Consider the following 25,204-nt stretch of genomic DNA (forward strand, 5'->3'; position numbering starts at 1 on the left):
CCGCCCTCTTCTTTGTCTCCGGGCTCAGTCGAGGGCGAGGCTGCGCAGGACCAGGCCCGAGGCCGGCTTGGGACCGAACGAGGTGGACTTGCGCGGCATGGTGATGCCCTGCCGGGCCAGGTCCCGGACGACTTCCTCACGCACCGGATGCATCAGGACCGCGGTGGCGTTGTGGCGCTCGGCCTGGTCCACGGCCGCCTCGGTGTCGTGTATGTACGCGATGTGCTCCGGGGTGTCCGGGATCTGCCACAGATGGTCGAGAAGGGTCGCGTGCAGCACCGTCGCGTCGAGGGTGCGCCAGGCGAGTGGGCGGTCGGCCGGGACGGTGCGGGCCAGCAGCGCCTTGTCGGGGCGGTCGACGAGGTGGAAGCGGCCGTCGCCGGCGAGCAGGAACGCGTTGCCTTCGGCGGCCGCCTCGGCGAGGGCGTCGAGGGCCACGGGCAGCGGCCCCTCGATGTCCCGGATGCGGAAGGCGCCGTTCAGAGCGGCCAGCGCGTCGGCGACCGGGAAGCGGTGCAGCAGCCGGTGGATGGCGCGTACCCGCAGCGGGTAGCGGGCCGTGTCGACCAGCAGGACCAGGCCGAAGTCCCAGGGGCCGGGGACCGTGTGTTCCTGCTGGAGACGGAGGTACGTGGCCCAGCGGTGGTGGCCGTCGGCGATGAGCGCCTGGTGTCGGGCGAGATCGGTTTCGATCTCGGACCGGTCGGCCGGGTCGGTGACCGCCCAGAGCCGGTGGCAGTAGCCGTCCTCCGTGGTGGTGGTGAGCAGTGGCGGCCGGTGGATGGTGCGTTCGATGACGGCGGTCGCGCCGGTCGGGTGACCCTCGCTGCGGTAGGTCAGCAGGAGCGGTTCGAGGTGGGCGGCTGTGGTCCGCATCAGGTCGGCCCGGTCTTCGACGACATGGGCCATCACGTCCTCGTGCGGCAGCACGATGCCGTCCGCGGGGGCGGAGAGCGCCAGTGCCCCGACGATGCCGCGTTGCAGGATTTCGCCGTTGCGCTGTTCGTAGACATAGAGCGCGGGCTCGGGCTCGGGGGCGAGTATCCCCTCGTCGAGCCAGCGGTTCAGGGTCTCGGCGGCCTGCTCGTTGCGCGCGGCGGCCGTGTCGGCCTGCGGCAGTATCAGCCGGACGATGTTGTACGGGTCCGCAGATTCCAGGTGGTGCAGCCCGTCGGGGCGCACGACGACGTCGTACGGCGGTGAGGTCACCGCGGCGAGACTGCCTACCCGCTCGGGCACGTAGCGCAGTCCACGGAACGGGATCAGGCGCAGTCCCTGGCCGGCTGTGTTCATTTCTGCATCGTATGTGCGTTGCGGGGATGCGCGATGATCGGGGGAGAAGCATGCCATGAGGAGCGTAAAAATATGAGTCAGGCGAGCAGGACCCGGCCGAGCGGGAGCAGCACCGCGCTGAGCGAGGCGTACGACACGGCTCTGCTCGATCTTGACGGGGTGGTGTACGCGGGCGGCGCTGCGATCGTCCATGCCGTCGACTCGCTGGGTGCCGCGCGGGACGGCGGAATGCATCTCGCGTACGTCACCAACAACGCGCTGCGTACACCGGCCACGGTGGCGGAGCATCTGACCGAACTCGGGGTGCCGGCCGAGCCCGCCGATGTGATCACCTCGTCGCAGGCGGTGGCCCGGCTGATGGCCGATCAGCTGCCGGCCGGGGCTCGGGTGCTCGTGATCGGGGGAGAGGGGCTGAGGGCCGCGCTGGTCGAGCGTGGTCTGGTGCCGGTGGAGTCGGCGGACGACGATCCGGCGGCGGTGGCGCAGGGGTACGGGGGCCCCGACATGGCGTGGGGCCGGTTCGCTGAGGCTGCGTACGCGATTGCCCGGGGGGTGCCGTGGTTCGCGTCCAACACCGATCTGACGATTCCGAGTGCGCGGGGGATCGCGCCGGGCAACGGTGCGGCGGTCGAGGTCGTACGGATCGCCACCGGTGCCGAGCCGCAGGTCGCCGGGAAGCCGTTGCCTCCGATGCATCGGGAGACGGTGCTGCGGACCGGGGCGAAGCGGCCGCTGGTGGTCGGGGACCGGCTGGACACGGACATCGAGGGTGCGTTCAACGGCGGTGTGGACTCGCTCCTCGTGCTCACCGGGGTCACGGACGCGAGGCAGCTGGTGGCCGCCGAGCCCAGGCACCGGCCGACCTATGTCGATGCGGACCTGCGGGGGCTGCTGACCGGGCAGCCCGAGGTGACCGAGACCGCCGGCGGGTTCGGCTGCGGTGGCTGGACGGCCGCGGTGCGCGCCGACGAGCTGGTGCTGGAGGGCGACGGGGACGTGCTCGACGGGCTGCGGGCGCTGTGCGGGGCTGCCTGGTCGTACGCGGGTGAGGGTGCCTGCGGGCTGGACGCGGGGAAGGCCGTGGCCAGGCTCGGGCTGTAGGGCGGCGTCCGGGATCCGCTACTCGGCGGGCGCGCCCGGGAGTTCACCGGGTGGTGGATCCATGCGGGACGAATCGGGTGTAACCGGCGCTGCGTTGCGCGCGGGGATCCGGGCGACTCGACAACTTCGGAGGGTAGGCTAACCTAACCTCGTGTTGGTCGAGAGTCCCCCAGAACCGAGCGCAGGTCCGATAGCCGCGCCGGTGACATCCGCGTCCCCCGGGCGCCCTGCGATACGTGCCGTGGGGCTGCTGCTCGCCGTCGTCGCGCTGGTGCTGGTATGCCTCGCGAGTATCGCGATCGGCGCCAAGGCGCTGCCGCTCGCCGATGTCTGGCACGGTCTGTTCCACGCCTCCGGAACCCATGGCGATGTCCTCGTACGGGGCGTGCGCGTTCCGCGGACCGTGCTCGGGCTGATCGTCGGCACCGCGCTCGGCCTCGCCGGTGCGGTGATGCAGGCCCTGACCCGTAACCCGTTGGCCGAACCCGGGCTGCTGGGGGTCAACGCGGGCGCGTCGGCAGCCGTCGTATCCGCCATCAGCTTCTTCGGTGTCACCTCGCTGACCGGATACGTCTGGTTCGCGTTCCTCGGTGCCGCGATCGTGTCGGTGGTGGTGTACCTCCTCGGCGGCAGCCGGTCCGCGACCCCTGTACGACTCGCGCTCGCCGGGACCGCGGCCAGCGCCGCACTGTTCGGCTACGTCAACGCCGTACAGCTGCTGGACGCGGCGGCGCTCGACCGGCTGCGGTTCTGGACGGTCGGTTCGCTGGCCTCGGCGAACATGGAGACCGTCGGCAAGGTGTGGCCGTTCATAGCGGTCGGCGTCGTCCTCTCGCTGCTCATCGCCCGGCCGCTGAACGCTCTGGAGATGGGCGACGACACCGCCAGGGCGCTCGGCGCCCATCTGGTCCGCACCCGCGTCCTCGCGATGCTCGCCGTCACCCTGCTGTGCGGCGCCGCGACCGCCGCTTGCGGGCCGATCGTCTTCATCGGGCTGATGATCCCGCACCTGGTGCGCGCCATCACCGGGCCCGACATGCGGTGGATCCTGCCGTACGCTGCCGTGCTCTCCCCGGTGCTGCTGCTCGGCGCGGACGTGGTGGGACGGGTGATCGCCCGGCCGTCCGAGCTGCAGGTCGGCATCGTGACCGCACTGCTCGGCGGACCCGTCTTCATCCATCTCGTACGTCGCAAGAGGATGGCCCAGCTGTGAAGGCTATGAAGACCCGTACGAAGGACGGAACCGGCACGGTCCGGTCGGTGCGGGCCGTGCGGACCGGCGGGGGGCTCTCCTTCCGGGTGGACGTCCGGGCGCTCGTGGTGATCGTGGTGCTTGCCGCGGTGGCTGCAGGAGCCGCGATCGTGCTCATCGGCAGTGGCGACTACGCCATGACGCCCGGCGAGGTCGTGAGCACGCTGTTCGGGCACGGCACCTTCCAGCAGGAGTTCATCGTCACCGACCTGCGGCTGCCGCGGGTCCTTGTCGGGCTGTTGGTCGGCGCGGCGCTCGGGGTCGGCGGCGCCGTGTTCCAGACCGTCTCCCGCAATCCGCTCGGCAGCCCCGATGTGCTCGGCTTCGGCCAGGGCGCCACGGTCGGGGCGCTGATGGTGATCGTCCTCTCCCAGGGCGGTGCGGCCGCGGTCGCGGGCGGTGCGGTGGTCGGTGGGCTGGTCACCGGGGTCGTCGTCTACCTGCTCGCCTGGAAGCGCGGGATGCACGGCTACCGGCTGGTGCTCGTCGGTATCGGCTCGGCCGCGATGCTCACCGCCGCCGCCCAGTACCTGATCACCAAGGCCAACCTGGTCGACGCGACACGCGCCGTCGTCTGGATGACCGGCTCGCTCGACGGGCGCGACTGGGCGCAGGTCTGGCCGCTGCTGGTGGTGTGCGGCCTGCTCATTCCGCTGGTGCTCGGGCACGGGCGGGCGCTGCGCATGATGGAGATGGGCGACGACGCCGCGTACGCCCTGGGTGTACGGGTGGAACGCACCCGGCTCGTCCTGATGGGCTGCGCCGTACTGCTCGTCGCCGTCGCCACCGCCGCGGCCGGCCCCATCACCTTCGTTTCGCTGAGCGCCCCGCAGCTGGCCCGTCGGCTCACTCGCTCGCCCGGGCCCAATCTGGCGCCCGCCGCCTTCATGGGCGCCGCACTGCTGCTTGTCGCCGACTGGATCGCGATGGACGCCTTCGGCGACCGGCAGCTGCCGGTCGGCGTCGTCACCGGGGTGCTCGGAGGCTGCTACCTGCTGTGGCTGCTCGTCTCCGAGCGCAGGGCGGGGCGGATATGAGAGCCCGCCGGACGGTGAATCCGCCGCGTGGCGCCAGTACATCGACGACCCTTCCCATCGACTCCGGGAGTACGACCATGCAGCGCCTCACCGCGGACTCGGTGACCCTCGGCTACGACCAGCGGGTCATCGCGGAGAACCTCTCGGTCGAGATCCCCGACAACTCGTTCACCGTGATCGTGGGCCCCAACGCCTGCGGGAAGTCCACGCTGTTGCGAGCGCTGTCCCGGATGCTCAAGCCGAGCCGGGGACAGGTGCTGCTGGACGGCAGGACGATCCATGGGATGCCGGCGAAGAAGGTCGCGAAGACCTTGGGGCTGCTGCCGCAGTCCTCGATCGCGCCGGACGGCATCACCGTCGCCGACCTGGTTGCGCGCGGCCGGTATCCGCATCAGGGGCTGCTGCGGCAGTGGTCACCGGAGGACGAACGCATTGTCGAGGAATCGATGGCATCCACCGGTGTCGCCGAGCTTGCGGATCGCTATGTCGACGAATTGTCCGGCGGGCAGCGACAGCGGGTCTGGATCGCGATGGCGCTCGCTCAGGAGACACCGCTGCTGCTGCTCGACGAGCCGACGACGTACCTCGACATCCAGCACCAGATAGATGTCCTCGACCTGTGCGCGGAGCTGCACGAGACGCGGGGGCGCACGCTGGTCGCCGTGCTGCACGACCTGAACCATGCCGCGCGCTATGCCACGCATCTGATCGCCATGCGCCAGGGCGAGATCATTGCCGAGGGTGCGCCGGGGGATGTGGTCACGGCGGAGCTCGTGGAGCGGGTGTTCGGGCTGCGGTGCCAGGTGATCGATGATCCGGAGACGGGGACGCCGTTGGTGGTGCCGGCCGCGCGCAGCGCGCGGGGCGCGCGGGTGGTGGATTCGGTGGGCGCCTGAACGGCGGCGGGTGTGGTGCTTCGCGCCTGCGGGCGCGCTTCGTCCTCGAGCGCCGGACGGGCTTGAGTCCGCCCGGCGTGCGCCGTTGGGAGGGGCTGTGGGCGGGTGCGTTCTGCCCTCGACCGCCGGCGTCGGGGTTACAGCAGCGTTCTGAGGCGCAGAAGGTCTCGGAAGCCTGCTTCCAGGCGGACTCTTCCGGAGCCCCAGGCCCTTGCGAAGTTCAGTTCGCCGTTCACCATGGCCACCAGGTCGTCGCCGGTCATCGTGAGACGGATCTCGGCCTTCTCCACCGGTGGGCCCTCGATCGTGTCGAGTACCTCGATCCGGCCACCCTTGAGACGGCCGGTGAAGGTGATTGCGAGGTCCTTGATGTGACAGCTCAGCGAGCGGTCCAGGGCGGCCGCGCTGCGCACGTCGCCCTCGGCCGTCGTGAGGTTGTCGGAAAGTCTGTCGAGTGCGCTGCGGCACTCCGCCATGGTCGCCATCGTGATCGACGGTACCTCAGCCCTTCGCGGTAGCGTTTCCGCATGAGCGACTTGATGCCGGAGCCCGCAGCGGTGCCCGGGGAGCAGGAGGGGACGGCCGGGCCCGCCCCCGACCCCGCCGCCCCCGCGCCCCTCGGCGTCGTGCGCACCCCCACCGGAAACGCCGAGGTGGACGCGCGGCTGGAGCGGCTGGCAGATGCGGACCACCTCCCGGCGGACGGACACATCGAGGTGTACGAGGATGTACACCGTGGGCTGCGCGATGCGCTGACCGCGCTGGACGCCCGGCCCGCACCCGCACCGGTACCCGCACCGATGCCCTCGTACAACAACAGGAGCTGAACCGAACGTGGCAGGAGTGGCACGTCGCCGCCTCGACGCCGAGCTGGTACGCCGTAATCTCGCCCGCTCTCGTGAGCACGCGAGCCAGCTGATCGCCGCAGGGCGGGTGACCGTCGGCGGCAACACCGCGACCAAACCCGCCACCCAGGTCGAGACCAGCGCCGCGGTCGTCGTCATCAAGGACGACAGCGACCCCGAGTACGTCTCGCGCGGCGGGCACAAGCTCGCAGGCGCCCTCGCCGCCTTCGTACCCCTCGGGCTGAAGACCGAGGGGCGGCGGGCGCTGGACGCCGGGGCGTCGACCGGCGGCTTCACCGATGTACTGCTGCGGGCCGGGGTCGACCATGTCGTGGCCGTCGACGTCGGCTACGGGCAGCTCGCCTGGTCGCTGCAGTCAGATGAACGCGTCACCGTCAAGGACCGTACCAACGTGCGGGAATTGACGCTGGAGGCGATCGACGGGAAGGCGGTGGACCTGGTGGTCGGCGATCTGTCGTTCATCCCGCTGGGGCTCGTACTGCCTGCTCTGGCGCGCTGCGCCGCCCCCGACGCCGACCTGGTCCTGATGGTCAAGCCGCAGTTCGAGGTGGGCAAGGAGCGGCTCGGCAGCGGTGGTGTGGTGCGCAGCCCGGAGCTGCGGGCCGAAGCGGTACGGGAGGTGGCGCGCCGGGCCTGGGCGCTGGGGCTCGGAGTGCGCGGGGTGACCGCGAGCCCGCTGCCCGGGCCGTCCGGCAATGTCGAGTACTTTCTGTGGCTGCGGGCCGGAGCACCGGAACTGGATCCCGCGGATGTCGACCGTGCAGTGGCGGAGGGGCCTCGTTGACGACGAATGCGGCACGAACTGTCTTTCTTTTGGCACATACCGGCAGGCCGGCCGCGATCCGCAGCGCCGAGCTCGTCGTACAAGGGCTGCTGCGCAGTGGACTCGGTGTACGGGTCCTTGCCGCGGAGGCCGCCGATCTGCCGCTCCCACCGTCCGTGGAGACGGTCGAGGACGCCACGCCCGGGGCCGTGGACGGCTGTGAGCTGCTGATCGTGCTCGGCGGGGACGGGACGCTCCTGCGCGGCGCGGAGATCTCCCGGGCCTCCGGGGTGCCGATGCTCGGCGTCAACCTCGGCCGGGTCGGCTTCCTCGCCGAGGCCGAGCGCGACGACCTGGACAAGGTGGTCGACCGGGTCGTCACCCGTGCGTACGCGGTCGAGGAGCGCATGACGATCGATGTCCTGGTGCACAGCAACGGTGACATCGTCCACACCGACTGGGCGCTCAACGAAGCGGCCGTGCAGAAGGTGTCGCCCGAGCGGATGCTCGAAGTCGTCCTGGAGATCGACGGCCGGCCGGTCACCGGATTCGGCTGTGACGGGATCGTCTGTGCGACGCCGACCGGCTCGACGGCGTACGCGTTCTCGGCCGGCGGACCGGTGGTGTGGCCAGAGGTCGAGGCGCTGCTGATGGTACCGATCAGCGCCCATGCCCTGTTCGCGAAACCGCTGGTGACGTCGCCGACCTCGGTGCTCGCCGTCGAGGTCCAGCCGCACACGCCGCACGGGGTGCTGTGGTGCGACGGGCGCAGGACCGTGGAACTGCCGGCCGGGGCGCGCGTCGAGGTGCGGCGCGGGACGGTGCCCGTACGGCTGGCGCGGCTGCACCATGCCTCGTTCACGGACCGGCTGGTGGCGAAGTTCGCGCTGCCGGTCTCGGGGTGGCGGGGCGCCCCCCACTGATCGCTCGTGGTGCGCCGGATGTCTGCTCCGGAACCGCAGGTCGTGGCCGCGCGGCGCACGCGAGAGTGAATCCGCGGCCGGGGCCCGTCGCACAGCGGGGCCCGGACCTCGTAAGGTCGTGTCCGTGTTGGAGGAGATGCGGATACGGTCGCTCGGGGTCATCGACGACGCGGTGGTGGAGCTGTCACCCGGTTTCACCGCGGTGACGGGTGAGACCGGCGCGGGCAAGACCATGGTCGTCACCAGCCTGGGGCTGCTGCTCGGCGGGCGCGCCGACCCGGCCCTGGTGCGGGTCGGCGCCAAAGCTGCTGTCGTCGAGGGACGGATCACGGTGTCCGCCGGTGACACGGCCGCCGTGCGGGCCGAGGAGGCGGGGGCCGAACTCGACGACGGTGCGCTGCTGATCAGCCGTACCGTTTCCGCGGAGGGGCGCTCGCGCGCCCACCTCGGCGGCAGGTCGGTGCCGGTGGGCGTGCTCGCCGAACTCGCGGACGAACTCGTGGCCGTGCACGGCCAGACCGACCAGCAGGGGCTGCTCAAGCCCGCCCGGCAGCGGCAGGCCCTGGACCGGTACGCGGGCGACGGAGTCGCCGTGCCGCACGCCAAGTACGCGGCGGCGTACCGGCGGCTGCGGGCCGTGGTCACGGAGCTCGACGAGCTGACCACGCGCGCCCGCGAACGCGCCCAGGAAGCGGATCTGCTGCGCTTCGGGCTCGGTGAGATCGCCGGGGTCGAACCGCTCCCCGGAGAGGACACCGACCTGGCCGCCGAAGCCGAGCGGCTCGGCCACGCCGAAGCGCTCGCCTCCGCCGCGGACCTCGCGCACACCGCGCTCGCGGGCAACCCGGAGGACCAGGAGGCCGTCGACGCGACGACCGTCGTCGCGGCCGCAGGACGGTCGCTGGACGCCGTCCGCGCCCACGACCCGGTGCTGGCCGCGCTCGCCGACCGGATCGGTGAGATCTCCATCCTGCTCGCCGATGTGGCGGGCGAACTGGCCGGATACGCGGATCAGCTGGACGCCGACCCGCTGCGGCTCGCCGCGGTGGAGGAGCGGCGCGCCGCGCTCACCGGGCTCACCCGCAAGTACGGCGAGGACATCGCCGCGGTCCTCGCCTGGGCCGAGGACGGGGCCGCCCGGCTCACCGAGCTGGAGGGCGACGACGACCGGATCGGCGAGCTGACCGCGGAGCGGGACGCACTGCGGGCCGAACTCTCGGACCTCGGGCAGGCGTTGACCGATGCGCGGACGGCGGCGGCGGCACTCTTCGCCGAAGCGGTGACCGCGGAACTGGCCTCGCTCGCCATGCCACACGCCCGGGTCTCCTTCGACATCCGGCAGACCGACGCGGTGGACGAGGCGTCCGGCATCGAGATCGGCGGGCGGAGCGTCGTCTACGGTCCGTCCGGCGCCGACGACGTCGAGCTGCTGCTGGCACCGCACCCCGGCGCCCAGCCCCGGCCGATCGCCAAGGGAGCCTCGGGCGGTGAGCTGTCCCGGGTGATGCTGGCCGTCGAGGTGGTCTTCGCGGGCTCCGACCCCGTACCCACGTATCTCTTCGACGAGGTCGACGCGGGTGTCGGCGGCAAGGCGGCCGTCGAGGTCGGTCGGCGGCTGGCGAAGCTCGCCAGGTCCGCACAGGTGGTCGTCGTCACGCACCTGCCGCAGGTGGCGGCTTTCGCCGACCGCCAGCTGCTGGTCGAGAAGACGGTCGACGGGTCGGTGACCAGCAGCGGTGTCAAGGTCCTGGAGGGCGAGGAGCGGGTACGGGAACTGTCCCGGATGCTTGCGGGGCAGGAGGACTCGGAGACGGCCCGGGCGCATGCCGAGGAGCTGCTGGCCGCGGCGCGGGCGGACGGCTAGGGGCGGCGCGACGCCCTGCATCGCTGGGTCGTTGTGCCCCGGTGCTTCGGTCCGGGACCGGGGTGCTCGCCGCCCATGCGGCGGGTGTTGTGGCAGCGGCTGTGTACGGGGGCCGGATCAGCGGGCTCACCGACGCGCTGTCGGGCCGCTGACGCGGCAATATCGCACCGCTGTACTCACCCGTCCGGGTGGTAACGCATGCCCGGTTGTCGCCGCGCACGCCGGAACGACGGCCCGACGGTCCCGGAACGTGCGTACGGACTGGCATCCTTGGCGGTGCACATACCGCCGACTCGGGAGCTCCGGGAGCCATTCAACGTGTCACAGCTGCGTACGGTCCAAGTCCTGGGCGGCGGCAGTGCCGGCAGCAGCGCTCACGTCGGCTCGCTGGCCGCAGGGCTGGTGGCGAGAGGCGTGCAGGTCACCGTCTGCGCCCCGGCCGAACTGGACCGCGCCTACGACTTCTCCGGTACCGGGGCCCGCTTCGTCCCCGTACCGCGACGCAGTGACCCGGCCGCCGTCGCCGCGCTGCGGGCGGGATGCGCGGGGGCGGACGTGGTCCATGCGCACGGGCTGCACGCCGCCGTACGCGCCGGTCTTGCGCTCGGTGGGCGGCGCACACCGCTGGTCCTGACCTGGCACACCCGGGCCTATGCCGAAGGTGCCCGCAGCCGGTTGCTCCACCTGCTGGAGCGAAGGGCCGCCCGGGCTGCGGCCGTTGTGCTCGGTACGTCGTCGGATCTGGTCGACCGGGCGCGGCACCGAGGTGCGCGTGACGCCCGGCTCGCTCCGATCGCCGTTCCCGCGCCGCGCAGTCCCGCTCTGCTCCACGGTGGCAAGGTGCGCGCCGAACTCGGTTCGGTGGGACGGCCGTTACTCATCTCGGTGGGCAGCCTCGTACCGAATTGCGGGTACGGGACGCTGCTCGACGCGGCACGGATGTGGCGCCAACTCGACCCCCTACCCCTGCTGGTCATCGCTGGGGAGGGGCGGGAGCGGAGTGCTCTGCAGCGGCGGATCCGTAACGAGGATCTGCCCGCCAGGCTGATCGGCAGCCGGGACGACATCGCCGAACTCCTCGCCGCCGCGGATCTGGCCGTGCTGCCGAGCCGCTGGGAGGCGCGGTCGGTGCCGGCGCAGGAGGCGCTGCGGCTGGGGGTGCCGCTGGTCGCGACCGCGGTGGGCGGAGTGCCCGAACTCGTGGGGGATGCGGCGGAACTTGTGCCGTACGGGAACGCGGAGGCGCTGGCGCGGGTCGTTGCGCGGCTGCTGGGAGATCCGGCGGCGCGGGAGCGGATGGCTGCTGCGGGACGGGTGCAGGCGGCGAGTTGGCCCACGGAGGACGACACGATCGCCCAAGTGCTGAGTGTCTACGACGAGTTGGCTCAGCCGTCGGCGGGTGCGCGGGGGCGGTGACGTGGAGGCGTCACCGCGGGCACCCGGTGGCCGCCTTGTCCTCGATCGCCGGACGGGCTTGAATACGGCGTCCCGGTCGCCGTTCTGTTCTCAATTGCCGGACGGGCCCGATGTGGCGTGGCGGCGGGCTCGCAGGGCCAGGCTCAGGGCCAGGACCGTCTGGGGGTCGTCCAGGTCCGTGCCGAGCAGCTCGCCGATGCGGGCCAGACGGTTGTAGAGCGTCTGGCGGTTCAGGTGCAGATCGCGTGCCGTCTCCGCCTTGCGTCCCGCGTGGGCGAGATACGACTCCAGGGTGGGCAGCAGCGGTGGGCGCGACGTGCGGTCGTGGTCGCGCAGCGGGCCGATCGCCCGGTCCACGAAAGCCGCCAGGTCCGGGTGGTTCCGCAGCCGCCACAGCAGCAGGTCGATGTCCAGCCGCCGGGCGTCGTACCAGGGCCGGTCGCTGAGGCCCTGCGCGGCCGTCGCCGTCTCCGCGGCGTGCCGCAGACCCGCGCCGGCGGCCGCCCAGCCGCCCGCGACCCCGACCACCACGACCGGTGGATGTGAGCCGGCCCGTTCCAGACCGGCCCGTTCGACGCCCGCCCGCAGCGCCGCCGCGACCCGGTCGGCCACCGCCGTGCGCTCTGTCTCGGACCGCAGCCCGAGCAGCAGCGGAACCCGGCCCTCCACGGGCCGTACGCCGAGCAGTACCGGCACCCCCACCGATGACAGTTCCTCCAGGACCGCACGCGCCAGCAGCGCCCAGTTGCCCGACGGGGACAGCTCGGGGGCCAGCCGCATCACCACGGGCAGCAACGGCGCCTCGCCCGGCCTGAAGCCCAGTACGCGCGCCTGCGCGGGCGCGTCCTCCGGCGTGATCCGGCCCTCCGCGAGGTCCGTCAGGAAGTCGCCGCGGCCGCGGGCGGCGAGCTCCTCCTCCTGACGCGCCTGCATCAGCACCACGGCGAGAATGCCCGCCGCCCGCTCGGCCGCCATCCGGTGCACGGTCACCAGCGGCCCGGACACGGCGAGCAGGACCAGCCTGGCCCGTACCGCACCGGATCCCGGACCGCCGCCCGGCACATCCACCAGCACCGCGCCCGTGGGCGGTGTCTCGCGCGCCGCCCGGCCGCCGCGCATCCCGTCCCAGACCTGGAGCGGATCGGCGGAGACCGGGCCGGAGCCGGGGCCCGCCGCGTACAGCAGCTGACCGTCAGCCGTCTCCAGGAAGACCGGGTTGGCGGTGAAGTCCGCCAGGATGCCGAGCACCTGCGGGATCCCGCCGCCCCCGAGCAGCGCCTCCGTACACCGCCGGTGCACGTCCTCGGCCTGCCGCAGCAGTGCGTAGTGACCGTTGACGATCTCGGTGTGGATCTCCTCGGTGACCGTCACGAACGGCACCTCGCGGTGAAGCTGTACGAGCGGCAGACCGGCGGTCCGTGCGGCGTCCACGATCGAGGCGGGCAGCCTGCTGAACCGTGGCCCGAGCTCCACCACCACGGCGGCGATGCCCCGGTCGGCGAGCCTGCGCACGAAGGCGCGCTGCTCGGCGGGCCGGGTGCCGAGCCCCAGGCCGGTGGTGAGCAGCAGTTCACCGCCTTTGAGCAGCGAGGCGATGTTCGGGACCTCGCCCGCGTGCACCCAGCGCACCGTGCGGCCCAGCCGGTCCGCGCCCGCCACCACCTCGGGGAGTCCGCTGCGCAGCCCCGGCAGCTCAAGGGCGCGCTGCACGGTGATGCCGCCTGGGTTCTCCACTGGTTCGGGCCTCGTGCTTCCGTTCGCGTCGGGCGGGTTGTCGCCCTGACCAGGAAGGTACCGGCCGGATGACGGGAGGGCGTCGTCGGGGGAGTTCATCGGGCGACGGAGGCAGGCTCGACGTTGTGGTTGAGGCGGAACACATTGTCGGGGTCGTACGTGGCCTTGACCGCGGCGAGGCGGGCGTAGTTCCCGGCGCCGAGTCCGGCGACGACCCGGTCCTCGCCCTCGCGCCCGATGAAGTTGAGGTAGACGGCGCCGCTGGACCAGGGGCGGACATCGGCGCGCAACCGGCGCACCCACTGCTTGCCGCGCTCGTCGTCGGACGGGCTCTCCCAGATGCCGAAGGGGTGCACCGCCCAGGGGGCGGTGCGCCACGGCACCGGGTAGTCGGCGGGGCCCCGGGCCACCGCGCCGCCCATCGGGAAGAGGACGTGCTGCGAGTTGGAAGGGACCGGCATGTCGTGGGCGCGGGCGCAGAACAGGTCCACCGCCTCGTCGGGGAGACTGTCGAGATGCTCGGCGGACCAGTAGTTCCGCAGTCCCGGCGGGTCGTCGAGCATGCACTGCAGCTCCGCGTAAGGAATGTCGGAGATCACCTCCGCCTCGTGGCCGATGGCGAGGGCCGGCCGGGCCACGTCGACGGCCTCGCCCGGAGGACCCGTCCAGGTGACCAGGACCGCGCAGATGAGCGTGGACACCAGGTGCTTCGGTACGAAGTCCTCCGGCGGCGCGGTGAAGTAGAGGAAGGCGCCGCCTGCCCCGTCCGGCGCGGAGGCCATCAAGTCCCGGTACGCGCGCATGACTTCGGGCCCGTCCTCGGGGCGGTACAGCAGCATCACGTAGGACATGGCGGGCAGCTCGTACAGATTCAGCGTGAGAGAAGTGACGACGCCGAAGTTTCCGCCGCCGCCGTGCAGGGCCCAGAAGAGCTCCGGATTCTCGTCGAGGCTCGCGTGGACGGTGCTGCCGTCCGCCGTCACCAGTTCGGCGGCCACCAGGTTGTCGCAGGCCAGGCCGAAGCTGCGCTCCAGCCAGCCGGAGCCGCCGCCGAGCACGAAGCCGCCCACACCGGTGGTGGAGACCCGGCCACCGGTGGTCGCCAGGCCGTACGCCTGGGTGGCCCGGTCCAGATCCCTCATGAGGGCTCCACCGCCGATACGTGCCGCCTGGTCGGCCGGGGCGACGGTCACGCCGTTCATGCGGCGCAGGTCGACCACCAGGCCGCCGTCGGTGGACGACATGCCGGCGACGCTGTGGCCGCCGCCACGGACCGCGATCTCCAGACCGTGCTCGCGTGCAAACCGCACGGACCGTGCGACGTCGGTCTCCGACGCGCACTGGGCGACCACCGCGGGCCGCCGGTCGATCATGCTGTTGAAGACCGCGCGCGCCTCGTCGTAGGCGGAATCACCGGGGGCGAGGACCTCACCGGTGAAGTCCCGGCGCAGACCGTCCAGGGCACTGTCCGTCGCACTGCTGATGCCGGTGGTGCGGGGCGTCATGATGCCCCCTTCCGAGGGCCTGACAGGTCGCTTCCATCCTAAGGGCTGTCCCGTATTCCCTGGCGGGCGTGCGACGTCAGCTACGGCACCTCGCTGCGTTGCCGGAACGCCCGAATACGACCGGCATGAGGACGCCCCTCGGCCTTGCGTGCACGGCATCCGACGCCGCGCGCTGATCCACCAGGGATACGGAGGCGGGCCGGCCCGCACCGGCCGTCGGGCACGGTCCTGCCACGCCATCCGTCAGTCAGCCGACGTATGCCCCGCTCGCGGTCAGCCGCAGCGCCGTGTCGATCAGAGGGACGTGGCTGAACGCCTGCGGGAAGTTCCCCACCTGACGCTGCAGCCGCGAATCCCACTCCTCCGCCAGCAGCCCCAGATCGTTGCGCAGCGAGAGCAGCCGCTCGAACAGCTGGCGCGCCTCGTCGACCCGGCCGATCATCGCCAGGTCGTCCGCCAGCCAGAACGAGCACGCCAGGAACGCGCCCTCGTCGCCCTCCAGGCCGTCGACGCCCGCTGCCTCGCCCGAGGTGGGGTAGCGCAGCACGAACCCGTCCTCCGTGGACAGCTCCCGCTGGATCGCCTCGATCGTGCCGATCACCCGCTTGTCGTCCGGCGGCAGGAAGCCCATCTGCGGGATGAGCAGCAGCGACGCGTCCAGCTCCTTCGACCCGTAGGACTGGGTGAAGGTGTTCCGTTCCTTGTCGTAGCCGTTCTCGCAGACATCGCGGTGGATGTCGTCACGCAGCTCGCGCCACCGCTCCAGCGGCCCATCGGTGTCCCCGGACTCGATCAGCTTGATGGTGCGGTCGACAGCGACCCAGGCCATCACCTTGGAGTGGACGAAGTGGCGGCGTGGCCCGCGCACCTCCCAGATGCCCTCGTCCGGCTCGTCCCAGTGGTTCTCCAGGTACTCGATCAGCTTGAGCTGGAGCCCCATCGCGTAGTCGTTGCGGGTCAGGCCCGTCATGTGTGCGAGATGCAGCGCTTCGGTGATCTCGCCGTACACATCGAGCTGCAGCTGGTTCGCCGCGCCGTTGCCGACCCGGACCGGGCCGGAGTTCTCGTACCCGGGCAGCCAGTCCAGCTCGGCCTCACCCAGCTCGCGCTCGCCCGCGATGCCGTACATGATCTGCAGGTTCTCCGGGTCGCCCGCGACCGCCCGCAGCAGCCACTCACGCCAGGCGCGGGCCTCCTCGCGGTAGCCGGTGCGCAGCAGGGAGGAGAGGGTGATCGCCGCGTCGCGGAGCCAGGTGTAGCGGTAGTCCCAGTTGCGCGAGCCGCCGATGTCCTCCGGAAGCGAGGTGGTCGGCGCGGCGACGATGCCGCCGGTCGGGGCGTACGTCAGGGCCTTCAACGTGATCAGCGAGCGGACCACCGCCTCCCGGTAGGGGCCGTGGTACGTGCACTGCTCGACCCACTCGCGCCAGAAGTCCTCGGTCGCCTCCAGCGCGCTCTCGGGGTCCGGCAGCGCGGGCGGCTCCCGGTGCGAGGGCTGCCAGCTGAGGGTGAACTCGATCCGGTCGCCCGGTGCGACGGTGAAGTCGGAGTACGTCGTCAGGTTCTCGCCGAACGTGTCGGCGGGCGTGTCGAGCCAGACGGAGTCCGGGCCGGCCACCGCGACGGTACGGCCGTCGACCCGGTGCACCCACGGGATCACTCGCCCGTAGCTGAACCGCATCCGCAGCTCGGACCGCATCGGCACCCGGCCGCTGATCCCTTCCACGATCCGGATCAGCTGCGGTGCGCTGTCGCGCGGGGGCATGAAATCGGTCACCCGGACCGTGCCGCGCGGCGTGTCCCACTCCGATTCCAGGATCAGGGAGTCGCCGCGATAGCGCCGCCGGTCCGCGGAGGGTGGTTCGGACCCGGCCGCGTGCGCGGGGCCCAGGCGCCAGAAGCCGTGCTCCTCGGTACCCAGCAGTCCCGCGAAGACGGCGTGCGAGTCGAAGCGGGGCAGGCACAGCCAGTCCGCCGTACCGTCCCGGCAGACCAGTGCGGCGGTCTGCATGTCTCCGATGAGTGCGTAATCCTCGATGCGCCCGGCCACGTGCATCTCCAGTCGAACGGCCACGTCGCCCCGTGGGGCGCTTACTGCGGGTAAAAAGGTCGTTGCAAGGGGTTGTTGTGGGGAGCCGAGGGCTTGTTTGGGTCGCCCGGCTGCGAGTGTCCGAGCAGGATACGACGCACGTCCATGATCCGCGCGACGGTCCAGGTGAGACATCTGAGCCGAACGGGTGGGGACCGAACACGGTGTGGTGATCTTGCGAGGCCGGTGCGCCGGGTGTGGCCGGAAGCAGGCTCCCCCAGTCGCTGATACCCTGGTAGCCCGTGGACCGGTGGTCGTCAGCAACAGCGGACGAGGCCCCCGAACCGCAGCGACGGCACCTTCGGAGTCTCCGGACGGCAACGCCGGTACGCACCTCAAGATCCGCGACCACGGGAGCCCCCTTTGGCTATGCAGCCCACATCCACGACGACCAAGCACATCTTCGTCACCGGGGGTGTCGCCTCTTCCCTCGGCAAGGGTCTGACTGCCTCCAGCCTGGGTGCCCTGCTCAAGGCGCGGGGCCTTCGGGTCACGATGCAGAAGCTCGACCCGTACCTCAACGTCGACCCTGGCACGATGAACCCGTTCCAGCACGGCGAGGTGTTCGTCACCAACGACGGCGCCGAGACCGACCTCGACATCGGCCACTACGAGCGTTTCCTCGACGTCGACCTCGACGGCTCCGCCAACGTCACGACCGGCCAGGTGTACTCGCAGGTCATCGCCAAGGAGCGGCGCGGCGAGTACCTCGGTGACACCGTCCAGGTCATCCCGCACATCACCAACGAGATCAAGCACCGCATCCGCCGCATGGCGACCGACGACGTCGACGTCGTCATCACCGAGGTCGGCGGCACGGTCGGCGACATCGAGTCGCTGCCGTTCCTGGAGACGGTCCGCCAGGTCCGCCACGAGGTCGGCCGGGACAACGTCTTCGTCGTGCACATCTCGCTGCTGCCGTACATCGGCCCGTCCGGCGAGCTGAAGACCAAGCCCACCCAGCACTCGGTCGCGGCGCTGCGGAACATCGGTATTCAGCCGGACGCGATCGTGCTGCGCGCCGACCGTGACGTTCCGACCGCCATCAAGCGCAAGATCTCGCTGATGTGCGACGTGGACGAGGCCGCCGTGGTGGCCTGCGTGGACGCCAAGTCGATCTACGACATCCCGAAGGTGCTGCACACCGAGGGCCTGGACGCGTACGTCGTGCGCAAGCTCGACCTGCCGTTCCGCGACGTCGACTGGACCACCTGGGACGACCTGCTGGACCGCGTCCACAACCCCGACCACGAGATCACCGTCGCGCTCGTCGGCAAGTACATCGACCTGCCCGACGCGTATCTCTCGGTCACCGAGGCCATCCGGGCCGGCGGCTTCGCGAACAAGGCCCGCGTCAAGGTCAAGTGGGTCGCCTCCGACGACTGCAAGACCCCGGCCGGCGCCGCCAGGCAGCTCTCCGACGTCGACGCGATCTGCGTCCCCGGCGGGTTCGGCGACCGCGGTGTCAACGGCAAGATCGGCGCCATCCAGTACGCCCGCGAGAACAAGGTGCCGCTGCTCGGCCTCTGCCTCGGCCTGCAGTGCATCGTGATCGAGGCGGCGCGCAACCTCGCCGAGATCCCCGACGCCAACTCCACCGAGTTCGACGCCGCCACCTCGCACCCCGTCATCTCGACGATGGAGGAGCAGCTCGCGTACGTCGAGGGCGCCGGTGACCTGGGCGGCACCATGCGGCTCGGCCTGTACCCGGCGAAGCTCGCCGAGGGCTCGCTGGTCCGTGAGGCGTACGACGACCAGCCGTACGTGGAGGAGCGTCACCGCCACCGCTACGAGGTCAACAACGCCTACCGCGCCGAGCTGGAGAAGAAGGCCGGTCTGGTCTTCTCCGGCACGTCCCCGGACAACAAGCTCGTCGAGTACGTCGAGTACCCGCGCGAGATCCACCCCTACCTGGTCGCCACCCAGGCGCACCCGGAGCTCCGGTCCCGGCCGACCCGCCCGCACCCGCTCTTCGCGGGCCTGGTCAAGGCGGCTGTCGAGCGCAAGACCGCGGGCAAGCAGGGCTCCACGTCGGGCAAGTAGTCCGACAGCAGGCAGGCGTTACCGTTGACCGGGGTACGGATCCACTGAGGGTCCGTACCCCGGTTTCTGTTTTTTTGTGGGAGGACGTAGATGGGTATCCAGGACACGCCCGAGGAGTGGCCGGTCACCGCGACCGAGACCCCCTTTACGGGCAACAAGACCAGCGTCCGCACCGATGACGTGGTGATGCCCGATGGCTCCGTCGTGCGCCGCGACTACCAGGTCCACCCGGGATCGGTCGCCGTGCTCGCGCTCGACGACGCGGGCCGGGTCCTCGTGCTGCGGCAGTACCGGCACCCCGTGCGGCACAAGCTCTGGGAGATCCCGGCCGGCCTGCTCGACGTCCCCGGTGAGAACCCGCTGCACGCGGCGCAGCGCGAACTCTACGAGGAGGCCTACGTCAAGGCCGAGGACTGGCGGGTGCTGACCGACGTCTACACCACGCCCGGCGGCTGCGACGAAGCGGTACGGATCTTCCTGGCCCGGAATCTCTCCGAGGCCGACGGCGAGCGCTTCGAGGTCTCCGAGGAGGAGGCCGACATGGAGCTGGCCCGGGTGGAGCTCAAGGAGCTCGTGCGGGGGGTGCTCGCCGGGGAACTGCACAACAACTGCCTCGTGGTGGGCGTCCTTTCGCTTGCGGCGGTGCTCGCCGGCGACGGGATCGACGCGTTGCGGCCGGCGGAGGCGCCGTGGCCGGCCAGGCCGTTCGAGGTCTGAGGTTCCGTCGGTCCGGCGGTTCGCCGGTCTTGGCGGTCCGGTGTGGCGAACAGAGGTCCTTTGATCGGACAAAATGTTGATCCGATCGGGGGACCTCCCCGCCATGCTCCACCGTGTTCGCGTACCCGCCTGAACTACGCTCGGAATGCCCTGGCCGGAGTCCCGGCGGGCAACGCGTGCAGCGAAGTGGAGCGTGGCCCGTGACGGATCAGGTGGTGGACACCAGCGGCCCGGCATCGGCGGCGGGGACCGAGGGGCCGTCCGGCGCCGCACCACGCCAATTCTTCGGCCGCGAACGCGAGTTGAAGGAGCTGAAGGCCGACATCGAACGGGCCGGGCTGGACACCCTGGCCGGTCGCAAAGCGGCCCGCGCCAGGGTCCTGCTGATTGCCGGACGCCCCGGCTCCGGGCGTACCGCGCTCGCCGAGGAACTCACCCGCGCACTGCTGGACACCGGCGACTACCCCGACGGGCTGCTCCGGGTCCGGCTCACCGAACTCGGCGGCGCCCCCGTCCCCACCGAACGCACCGCCCGGGACCTCCTCGATCAGCTGGAGGTCGCCGGGCCGCCCGGCGCGGACGGGGACGAACTGTCCCAGTTGGTCCGCGAGACCCTCGCCGACCGGCACGTCCTGCTGCTGCTCGACGACGCCGCCGATGCCGAACAGGTCGACCCGCTGCTGCCGGACAATCCCGGCTGCCTCGTGGTCGCCACCGCCCAGGGCCCGCTCACCGGCATCCCCGGCGTCCGACCGTGCACCATCGGCGGCCTCGACAAGGGCTCCGCCGTCCAGCTGCTGTCCGGCGCCATCGGCCAGGTCAGGATCACGGTGGACCCGCTGACCGCCGAGAGCCTCGCCGAGGAGTGCGGTGGACAGCCAGCCGCCCTGGTCATGATCGGCGGCTGGCTCGCCGACCACCCCATGGCATCGGTCGCCGATGTCACCAAGCAGCTGCGCGAGCTGCCGGACGACGCCGAGCAGCCCACCGGCGCCCGCCCGCTGGCCCGCGCCTTCCAGCTGGTCTACGAGTCCCTGCCGCAGACCGCCGGCCGGATACTGCGACTGCTCGCGCTCGCCCCCGCCGGGCTCGCCGACGCCCACACCGCGTCCGCGCTGGCGGGCTGCTCGGTCTCGGCCGCCCAGTCGACCCTCGACGACTTCGTCCGGCTGGGCCTGCTGCGTACCAACGGGGCGGAGCTGCCGCAGTACGAGGTGCCCGGCTGCCTCGCCCCGCTGCTGCAGGCCCTGCTCGCCGACCGGGACCGGCCGGCCGAGATCCAGCTCGCCAGGGCCCGGTTGCTGGAGCGGACCGTACGCCAGCTCCAGTCCTGCCGGGCGATCACCGAACCGGAGGGTTCGGAGGCCCGCCGGAAGCTCGCCGGACTGCCGAGCTCGCTGCGCTTTCCGCACCCCGAAGCGGCCGCCGCCTGGCTGCGGAGCCGCCGGCCGGCCCTGCTCGCCTCCGCCCGGATCGCTGTGGAGGACGGGGAACTCGACACCCTGGCGCGGAGGTTGGTGGCCGCGCTGGTGCGGGCGCTGGCCGTGCACCAGGGCACCGAGGCCGCGGCATCCGATCTGTACGGACTGCACGGACTGGTCCTGGCCGTCGCCGAGCGGCGCGAGCTGCCCCGCGAGCGGGCCGCCGCACTGCTCAATCTCGCCGATCTGGACGCCAGGACGGGCCGTACGCGGGAGGCGCTGACCCGCTATCGGGCGGCCCTGGACGCCGGACGGGCGGCGAAGGATCCGTACGCGACGGGCCGGGCGATGGAATCCGTAGGCGGCGCCTACGCCGAGCTGGGGGACTTCCACCGGGCCTCGGACTGGTACGGCCGGGCGCTCGCGCAGCGGCTCACCCACGGCGAGCTCGCCGACGAGGCGCGGCTGTACGGGCGGCTCGGCTCCGTCCACACCTATGCCGGGCAGTACGGCGAGGCGCTGCGGAACTGGCGGGCGGCGGCGGCCGGGTACCGCAGGCTCGGCGACCTGGCCGCCCAGGCGCGGGCTCTCAGCGAGGCCGCGCGGGTGCAGGAGTACGCGGGGCGGCCGCAGGAGTCGCTGCGCACCTGTCAGGAGGCCGTCGAGTGGGCACGGCAGGCCAAGGACGTACGGCTGCAGGCCGCGCTGGAGCTCCGGCTGGCCGACACGCTCGACCGGCTCGGCGACCCGGCTGCGGCCGGGTTGCACCGCGGTGTGGCGCAGAGACTGCTGGGCAAGGATGAGCCCGCCTGCGAAATCCGTAGTGCGTCGACTGAAAATTAATGCTTTGTAAGGCTAGACAGCGAGAAGCCCTTCATTAAACTGGCTCTGCCGCGTACGTTCGCGGTGTCTCCATTTACACTGTGTGTATCCGGGTATGCACCTCTATGCCCGGAGTAACCCTCTGAGTCAAGGACCGTGATCGACGTGAAGGTCGGCATCCCCCGCGAAGTCAAGAACAACGAGTTCCGCGTGGCCATCACGCCCGCCGGTGTGCATGAGCTCGTCCGCAACGGCCACCAGGTCGTCGTCGAGCAGAACGCCGGTGCCGGGTCCTCGATCACGGACGAGGAGTACATCGCCGCGGGGGCGCGGATCCTCCCCACCGCCGACGAGGTCTGGGCCACCGCCGACCTGCTCCTGAAGGTCAAGGAGCCGGTCGCCGAGGAGTACCACCGCCTGCGCAAGGACCAGACGCTCTTCACCTACCTGCACCTCGCCGCCTCCCGCGAGTGCACGGACGCGCTGCTGGAGTCCGGCACCACGGCGATCGCGTACGAGACCGTCGAGACCGCGAACCGCGCGCTGCCGCTGCTCGCCCCGATGTCCGAGGTCGCGGGCCGGCTGGCCCCGCAGGTCGGTGCGTACCACCTGATGCGCTCGGTCGGCGGCCGCGGCGTGCTGCCGGGCGGTGTCCCCGGTACCGCGCCCGCCGAGGCCGTCGTCATCGGTGGCGGTGTCTCCGGCTGGAACGCCACGCAGATCGCCGTCGGTCTCGGCTTCCACGTCACGCTGCTCGACAGGGACATCAACAAGCTGCGCGAGGCCGACAAGGTCTTCGGTACCAAGGTGAAGACGGTCGTCTCCAACGCCTTCGAGCTGGAGCGGGCGGTCATCGAGGCCGACCTCGTCGTCGGTGCCGTGCTGATCCCCGGCGCGAAGGCCCCGAAGCTGGTCACCAACGAGCTCGTCGCCAAGATGAAGCCCGGAAGTGTACTTGTCGACATTGCAATCGACCAGGGTGGCTGCTTCGAGGACTCGCACCCGACGACGCACGCCGAGCCGACCTTCATGGTCCACAACTCGGTCTTCTACTGCGTCGCCAACATGCCGGGCGCGGTGCCGAACACCTCCACGTACGCGCTCACCAACGCCACGCTGCCCTACATCCTGGAGCTCGCCAACCGTGGCTGGACCGAGGCGCTTCGCCGCGACGCCGCGCTCGCCAAGGGCCTCAACACCCATGAGGGCCAGGTCGTTTACCGCGAGGTGGCGGAGGCGCACGGTCTGGAGCACGTCGAGCTGAGCACGCTTCTCGGCTGACGGGTCAACATCTTTCGTCAACCTCACGCGTCCGGCCGGACCTTGCCGAGCAAGGTCCGGCCGGAGGCATGTCGGGCCGCTGTGAGAGCCTTGCGCAACTCGCCTCGAAGGTAACCCTTTACCCGTTTCGTGCACCGGTGAAATGTGCGCCGGAGCGACCGTGCGCCCTTGACAGAGGGGTGTTCGATTGCCGACACATCGGGCCGGGTCCGGCGGATTGTGTTGCTGCGAACCGGTGACACGCCATAGAGTCGCCAATCGTCGGCATGGTGTCACGCTGACCTATCGATAAGTTTCCTGGTCACGTCCAAGGAGGTAAGACGACTTGTGAATGAGTCGACATTTACTCCCGGGGGTGTTCAACCAGGGATGCCTGCACGGGGCCAGAGCCCGATCGGGCTGGAGGCTGTCGGCTCCGTCGCTGTCCGCACCTTCGCCACCCACCAGCACATGACGACAGCCCCCCAGATGATGGACGGCCTAAACGTGAACGCCATGGCCGGCAACGAGAGTGGCCGAGAGACCGCCCACTTCGCCGACTTCGACGAGGTGCCCCAGGGGCACTTCTACGACCCCGACGCCGAGTACGAGCCCGATCCGGAGTACGCGGCCACCCTCGCGCCCGACGCTGCCCGCCAGCGCCGCGAGCGGATCGGCCCGACCGGCCGGCCCCTGCCCTACTTCCCGATCCCGGGCCCGCTGACCGACCACGGTCCCGCGAAGATCATCGCGATGTGCAACCAGAAGGGCGGCGTCGGCAAGACCACGTCGACCATCAACCTCGGTGCCGCACTCGCGGAGTACGGACGTCGTGTCCTGCTCGTCGACTTCGACCCGCAGGGAGCCCTGTCCGTCGGCCTCGGCGTCAACCCGATGGAGCTCGACCTCACGGTCTACAACCTGCTCATGGAGCGGGGCATGTCGGCCGACGACGTCCTCCTGAAGACCGCCGTGCCCAACATGGACCTGCTGCCGAGCAACATCGACCTGTCGGCCGCCGAGGTGCAGTTGGTCAGTGAGGTGGCCCGGGAGTCCACGCTGCAGCGCGCCCTGAAGCCGCTGATGGCCGACTACGACTACATCGTGATCGACTGTCAGCCCTCGCTGGGCCTGCTCACCGTGAACGCCCTGACGGCTGCTCACAAGGTGATAGTGCCGCTCGAGTGCGAGTTCTTCGCACTCCGTGGTGTGGCACTGCTCACCGAGACCATCGAGAAGGTCCAGGAGCGGCTCAATCCGGAGCTGGAGCTCGACGGCATTCTCGCCACCATGTACGACTCCCGCACGGTGCACAGCCGCGAGGTCCTCGCGCGGGTCGTCGAGGCCTTCGACGAGCACGTCTACCACACGGTGATCGGGCGCACGGTGCGCTTCCCGGAGACCACGGTCGCCGGTGAGCCCATCACCACGTACGCCTCCAACTCGGTCGGTGCAGCCGCCTATCGCCAGCTCGCCAGGGAGGTGCTCGCCCGGTGTCACGCCGAGTGAGTCTGCCCGGGGCCGACGAACTGTTCCGTACCACCGGGGGGATGGGGCTCCAGTCCTCGTCCCCCGCGGAGCGGCGGCGCAAGGCGAACGGCGAGGCGCGGGTTCCGGCTCCGGCCGGTGAGGGCGATTCCGCGGCGGACGGATCCGGGACGGCCGAGGCCGGTGGAGCCGGGACCCTGCCGTCCGGGGAGGAGCATTCGGCGGCGGACGCCGACGCGGGGGACTCCCGCAGCCGCGGCGGGGAGAACGACCGGGCGGCGGCCGCCCAGGCGGGCCGTCGGCCCCAGCCCTCGTCCGGGATGCCGTCCGGCACGCAGCAGGAGGCGGTTCCGGCCGTCCAGCAGCAGCGCAGGCGCGGAGGCGGGCGCGGGGCGAACCGGCGGCCGAGCGGCCGGGAGCGCCACGACGAGAAGATCACCGTCTATGTCTCGGCCGAGGAACTGATGGACCTCGAACACGCGCGGCTCGTCCTGCGCGGCGAGCACGGGCTCGCCGTCGACCGCGGGCGGATCGTCCGCGAGGCGGTCGCCGTGGTCCTCGCCGACCTGGAGTCGCGGGGCGACGCGAGCATCCTCGTACGGCGGCTGCGCGGCCGCTGACCGGTACGGCGGGCCGGTAGCCTGCCCGGGGGCCGCCGAGCGGCCCGGCCGTCTCCGTACGGCTCACCGCCCGCCCGTATCCCCGCCGCACCCT

Annotated in this window: 20 protein-coding genes; 15 read left to right on the top strand and 5 right to left on the bottom strand. The window is 71.3% G+C overall.

All coding sequences use genetic code 11. From position 1 onward, the window contains the following. Nucleotides 1–24 precede the first annotated feature (24 nt). Nucleotides 25–1,293 carry a DUF1015 domain-containing protein gene (locus OHA88_RS34360; RefSeq protein ID WP_328628356.1) on the bottom strand — a complete coding sequence of 423 codons (1,269 nt, stop codon included), beginning with the start codon at nt 1,291–1,293 and terminating at the stop codon, nt 25–27. A gap of 72 nt (nt 1,294–1,365) precedes the next feature. Here OHA88_RS34360 and OHA88_RS34365 point away from each other — a divergent pair, with 72 nt between their 5' ends. The 4 genes from OHA88_RS34365 to OHA88_RS34380 all read left to right on the top strand — a co-directional run bounded on the left by OHA88_RS34365 (nt 1,366) and on the right by OHA88_RS34380 (nt 5,579). Then, complete coding sequence (locus OHA88_RS34365; RefSeq protein ID WP_328628357.1) at nt 1,366–2,394, top strand: HAD hydrolase-like protein; 1,029 nt, start codon at nt 1,366–1,368, stop codon at nt 2,392–2,394. Nucleotides 2,395–2,596: 202 nt separating this feature from the next. Continuing rightward, nucleotides 2,597–3,607, top strand: coding sequence for a FecCD family ABC transporter permease (locus tag OHA88_RS34370; protein ID WP_328628358.1), 1,011 nt, complete (start codon nt 2,597–2,599; stop codon nt 3,605–3,607). 5 nt (nt 3,608–3,612) lie between these two features. Continuing rightward, on the top strand, nt 3,613–4,683 hold the full coding sequence (locus OHA88_RS34375) for a FecCD family ABC transporter permease (RefSeq protein WP_328629860.1): 1,071 nt from the start codon (nt 3,613–3,615) through the stop codon (nt 4,681–4,683). 77 nt (nt 4,684–4,760) lie between these two features. After that, nucleotides 4,761–5,579, top strand: a complete 819-nt coding sequence (locus tag OHA88_RS34380) for an ABC transporter ATP-binding protein (protein ID WP_328628359.1) — start codon at nt 4,761–4,763, stop codon at nt 5,577–5,579. 137 nt (nt 5,580–5,716) lie between these two features. On the opposite strand, the gene OHA88_RS34385 is transcribed toward OHA88_RS34380, so the two are convergent. Continuing rightward, nucleotides 5,717–6,064 (bottom strand): SCP2 sterol-binding domain-containing protein, encoded by a 348-nt coding sequence (locus tag OHA88_RS34385; RefSeq protein WP_267005909.1) that lies wholly within the window; start codon nt 6,062–6,064, stop codon nt 5,717–5,719. 42 nt (nt 6,065–6,106) lie between these two features. Between OHA88_RS34385 and OHA88_RS34390 the strand changes: the two genes are divergently transcribed. The 5 genes from OHA88_RS34390 (at nt 6,107) to OHA88_RS34410 (ending at nt 11,411) form a co-directional block, all read left to right on the top strand. Further along, entirely contained in the window at nt 6,107–6,406 is a 300-nt protein-coding gene (locus OHA88_RS34390; RefSeq protein ID WP_326816830.1) for a hypothetical protein, read from the top strand. Nucleotides 6,407–6,413: 7 nt separating this feature from the next. Further along, nucleotides 6,414–7,229, top strand: a complete 816-nt coding sequence (locus OHA88_RS34395) for a TlyA family RNA methyltransferase (RefSeq protein ID WP_267005911.1) — start codon at nt 6,414–6,416, stop codon at nt 7,227–7,229. Beyond that, nucleotides 7,226–8,131: an NAD kinase gene (locus OHA88_RS34400; RefSeq protein ID WP_030917881.1), complete on the top strand. Its 906-nt coding sequence runs from the start codon at nt 7,226–7,228 to the stop codon at nt 8,129–8,131. The genes OHA88_RS34395 and OHA88_RS34400 overlap by 4 nt, the downstream gene beginning before the upstream one ends. Before the next feature lie 118 nt (nt 8,132–8,249). After that, nucleotides 8,250–9,995, top strand: a complete 1,746-nt coding sequence (gene recN / locus OHA88_RS34405) for a DNA repair protein RecN (RefSeq protein ID WP_328628360.1) — start codon at nt 8,250–8,252, stop codon at nt 9,993–9,995. Nucleotides 9,996–10,313: 318 nt separating this feature from the next. Beyond that, on the top strand, nt 10,314–11,411 hold the full coding sequence (locus tag OHA88_RS34410) for a glycosyltransferase family 4 protein (protein WP_328628361.1): 1,098 nt from the start codon (nt 10,314–10,316) through the stop codon (nt 11,409–11,411). A gap of 90 nt (nt 11,412–11,501) precedes the next feature. Here OHA88_RS34410 and OHA88_RS34415 read toward each other — a convergent pair whose 3' ends face one another. From OHA88_RS34415 to OHA88_RS34425, 3 genes are all read right to left on the bottom strand, one after another. Beyond that, entirely contained in the window at nt 11,502–13,145 is a 1,644-nt protein-coding gene (locus tag OHA88_RS34415; protein WP_328628362.1) for a PucR family transcriptional regulator, read from the bottom strand. A 95-nt stretch (nt 13,146–13,240) separates the two neighbouring features. Continuing rightward, on the bottom strand, nt 13,241–14,650 hold the full coding sequence (locus tag OHA88_RS34420) for an FAD-binding oxidoreductase (protein WP_328628363.1): 1,410 nt from the start codon (nt 14,648–14,650) through the stop codon (nt 13,241–13,243). 247 nt (nt 14,651–14,897) lie between these two features. After that, nucleotides 14,898–16,700 carry a glycoside hydrolase family 15 protein gene (locus OHA88_RS34425; RefSeq protein WP_328628364.1) on the bottom strand — a complete coding sequence of 601 codons (1,803 nt, stop codon included), beginning with the start codon at nt 16,698–16,700 and terminating at the stop codon, nt 14,898–14,900. Nucleotides 16,701–17,108: 408 nt separating this feature from the next. Here OHA88_RS34425 and OHA88_RS34430 point away from each other — a divergent pair, with 408 nt between their 5' ends. The 6 genes from OHA88_RS34430 to OHA88_RS34455 all read left to right on the top strand — a co-directional run bounded on the left by OHA88_RS34430 (nt 17,109) and on the right by OHA88_RS34455 (nt 25,110). Next, the gene (locus OHA88_RS34430) at nt 17,109–18,782 is read left to right on the top strand and encodes a CTP synthase (RefSeq protein ID WP_328628365.1); all 1,674 of its coding nucleotides are present in this window, start codon (nt 17,109–17,111) and stop codon (nt 18,780–18,782) included. Nucleotides 18,783–18,872: 90 nt separating this feature from the next. Continuing rightward, on the top strand, nt 18,873–19,499 hold the full coding sequence (locus tag OHA88_RS34435) for an NUDIX hydrolase (RefSeq protein WP_328628366.1): 627 nt from the start codon (nt 18,873–18,875) through the stop codon (nt 19,497–19,499). Between the two features lie 200 nt (nt 19,500–19,699). Continuing rightward, nucleotides 19,700–21,763, top strand: a complete 2,064-nt coding sequence (locus tag OHA88_RS34440; protein WP_328628367.1) for a tetratricopeptide repeat protein — start codon at nt 19,700–19,702, stop codon at nt 21,761–21,763. 144 nt (nt 21,764–21,907) lie between these two features. After that, on the top strand, nt 21,908–23,023 hold the full coding sequence (gene ald, locus OHA88_RS34445; protein ID WP_328629861.1) for an alanine dehydrogenase: 1,116 nt from the start codon (nt 21,908–21,910) through the stop codon (nt 23,021–23,023). A 369-nt stretch (nt 23,024–23,392) separates the two neighbouring features. Continuing rightward, complete coding sequence (locus OHA88_RS34450) at nt 23,393–24,511, top strand: ParA family protein (protein ID WP_326792175.1); 1,119 nt, start codon at nt 23,393–23,395, stop codon at nt 24,509–24,511. Further along, the gene (locus OHA88_RS34455; RefSeq protein WP_328628368.1) at nt 24,508–25,110 is read left to right on the top strand and encodes a hypothetical protein; all 603 of its coding nucleotides are present in this window, start codon (nt 24,508–24,510) and stop codon (nt 25,108–25,110) included. The genes OHA88_RS34450 and OHA88_RS34455 overlap by 4 nt, the downstream gene beginning before the upstream one ends. Nucleotides 25,111–25,204 lie beyond the last annotated feature (94 nt).

Source organism: Streptomyces sp. NBC_00353 (genome assembly GCF_036108815.1).
Taxonomy (GTDB): domain Bacteria; phylum Actinomycetota; class Actinomycetes; order Streptomycetales; family Streptomycetaceae; genus Streptomyces.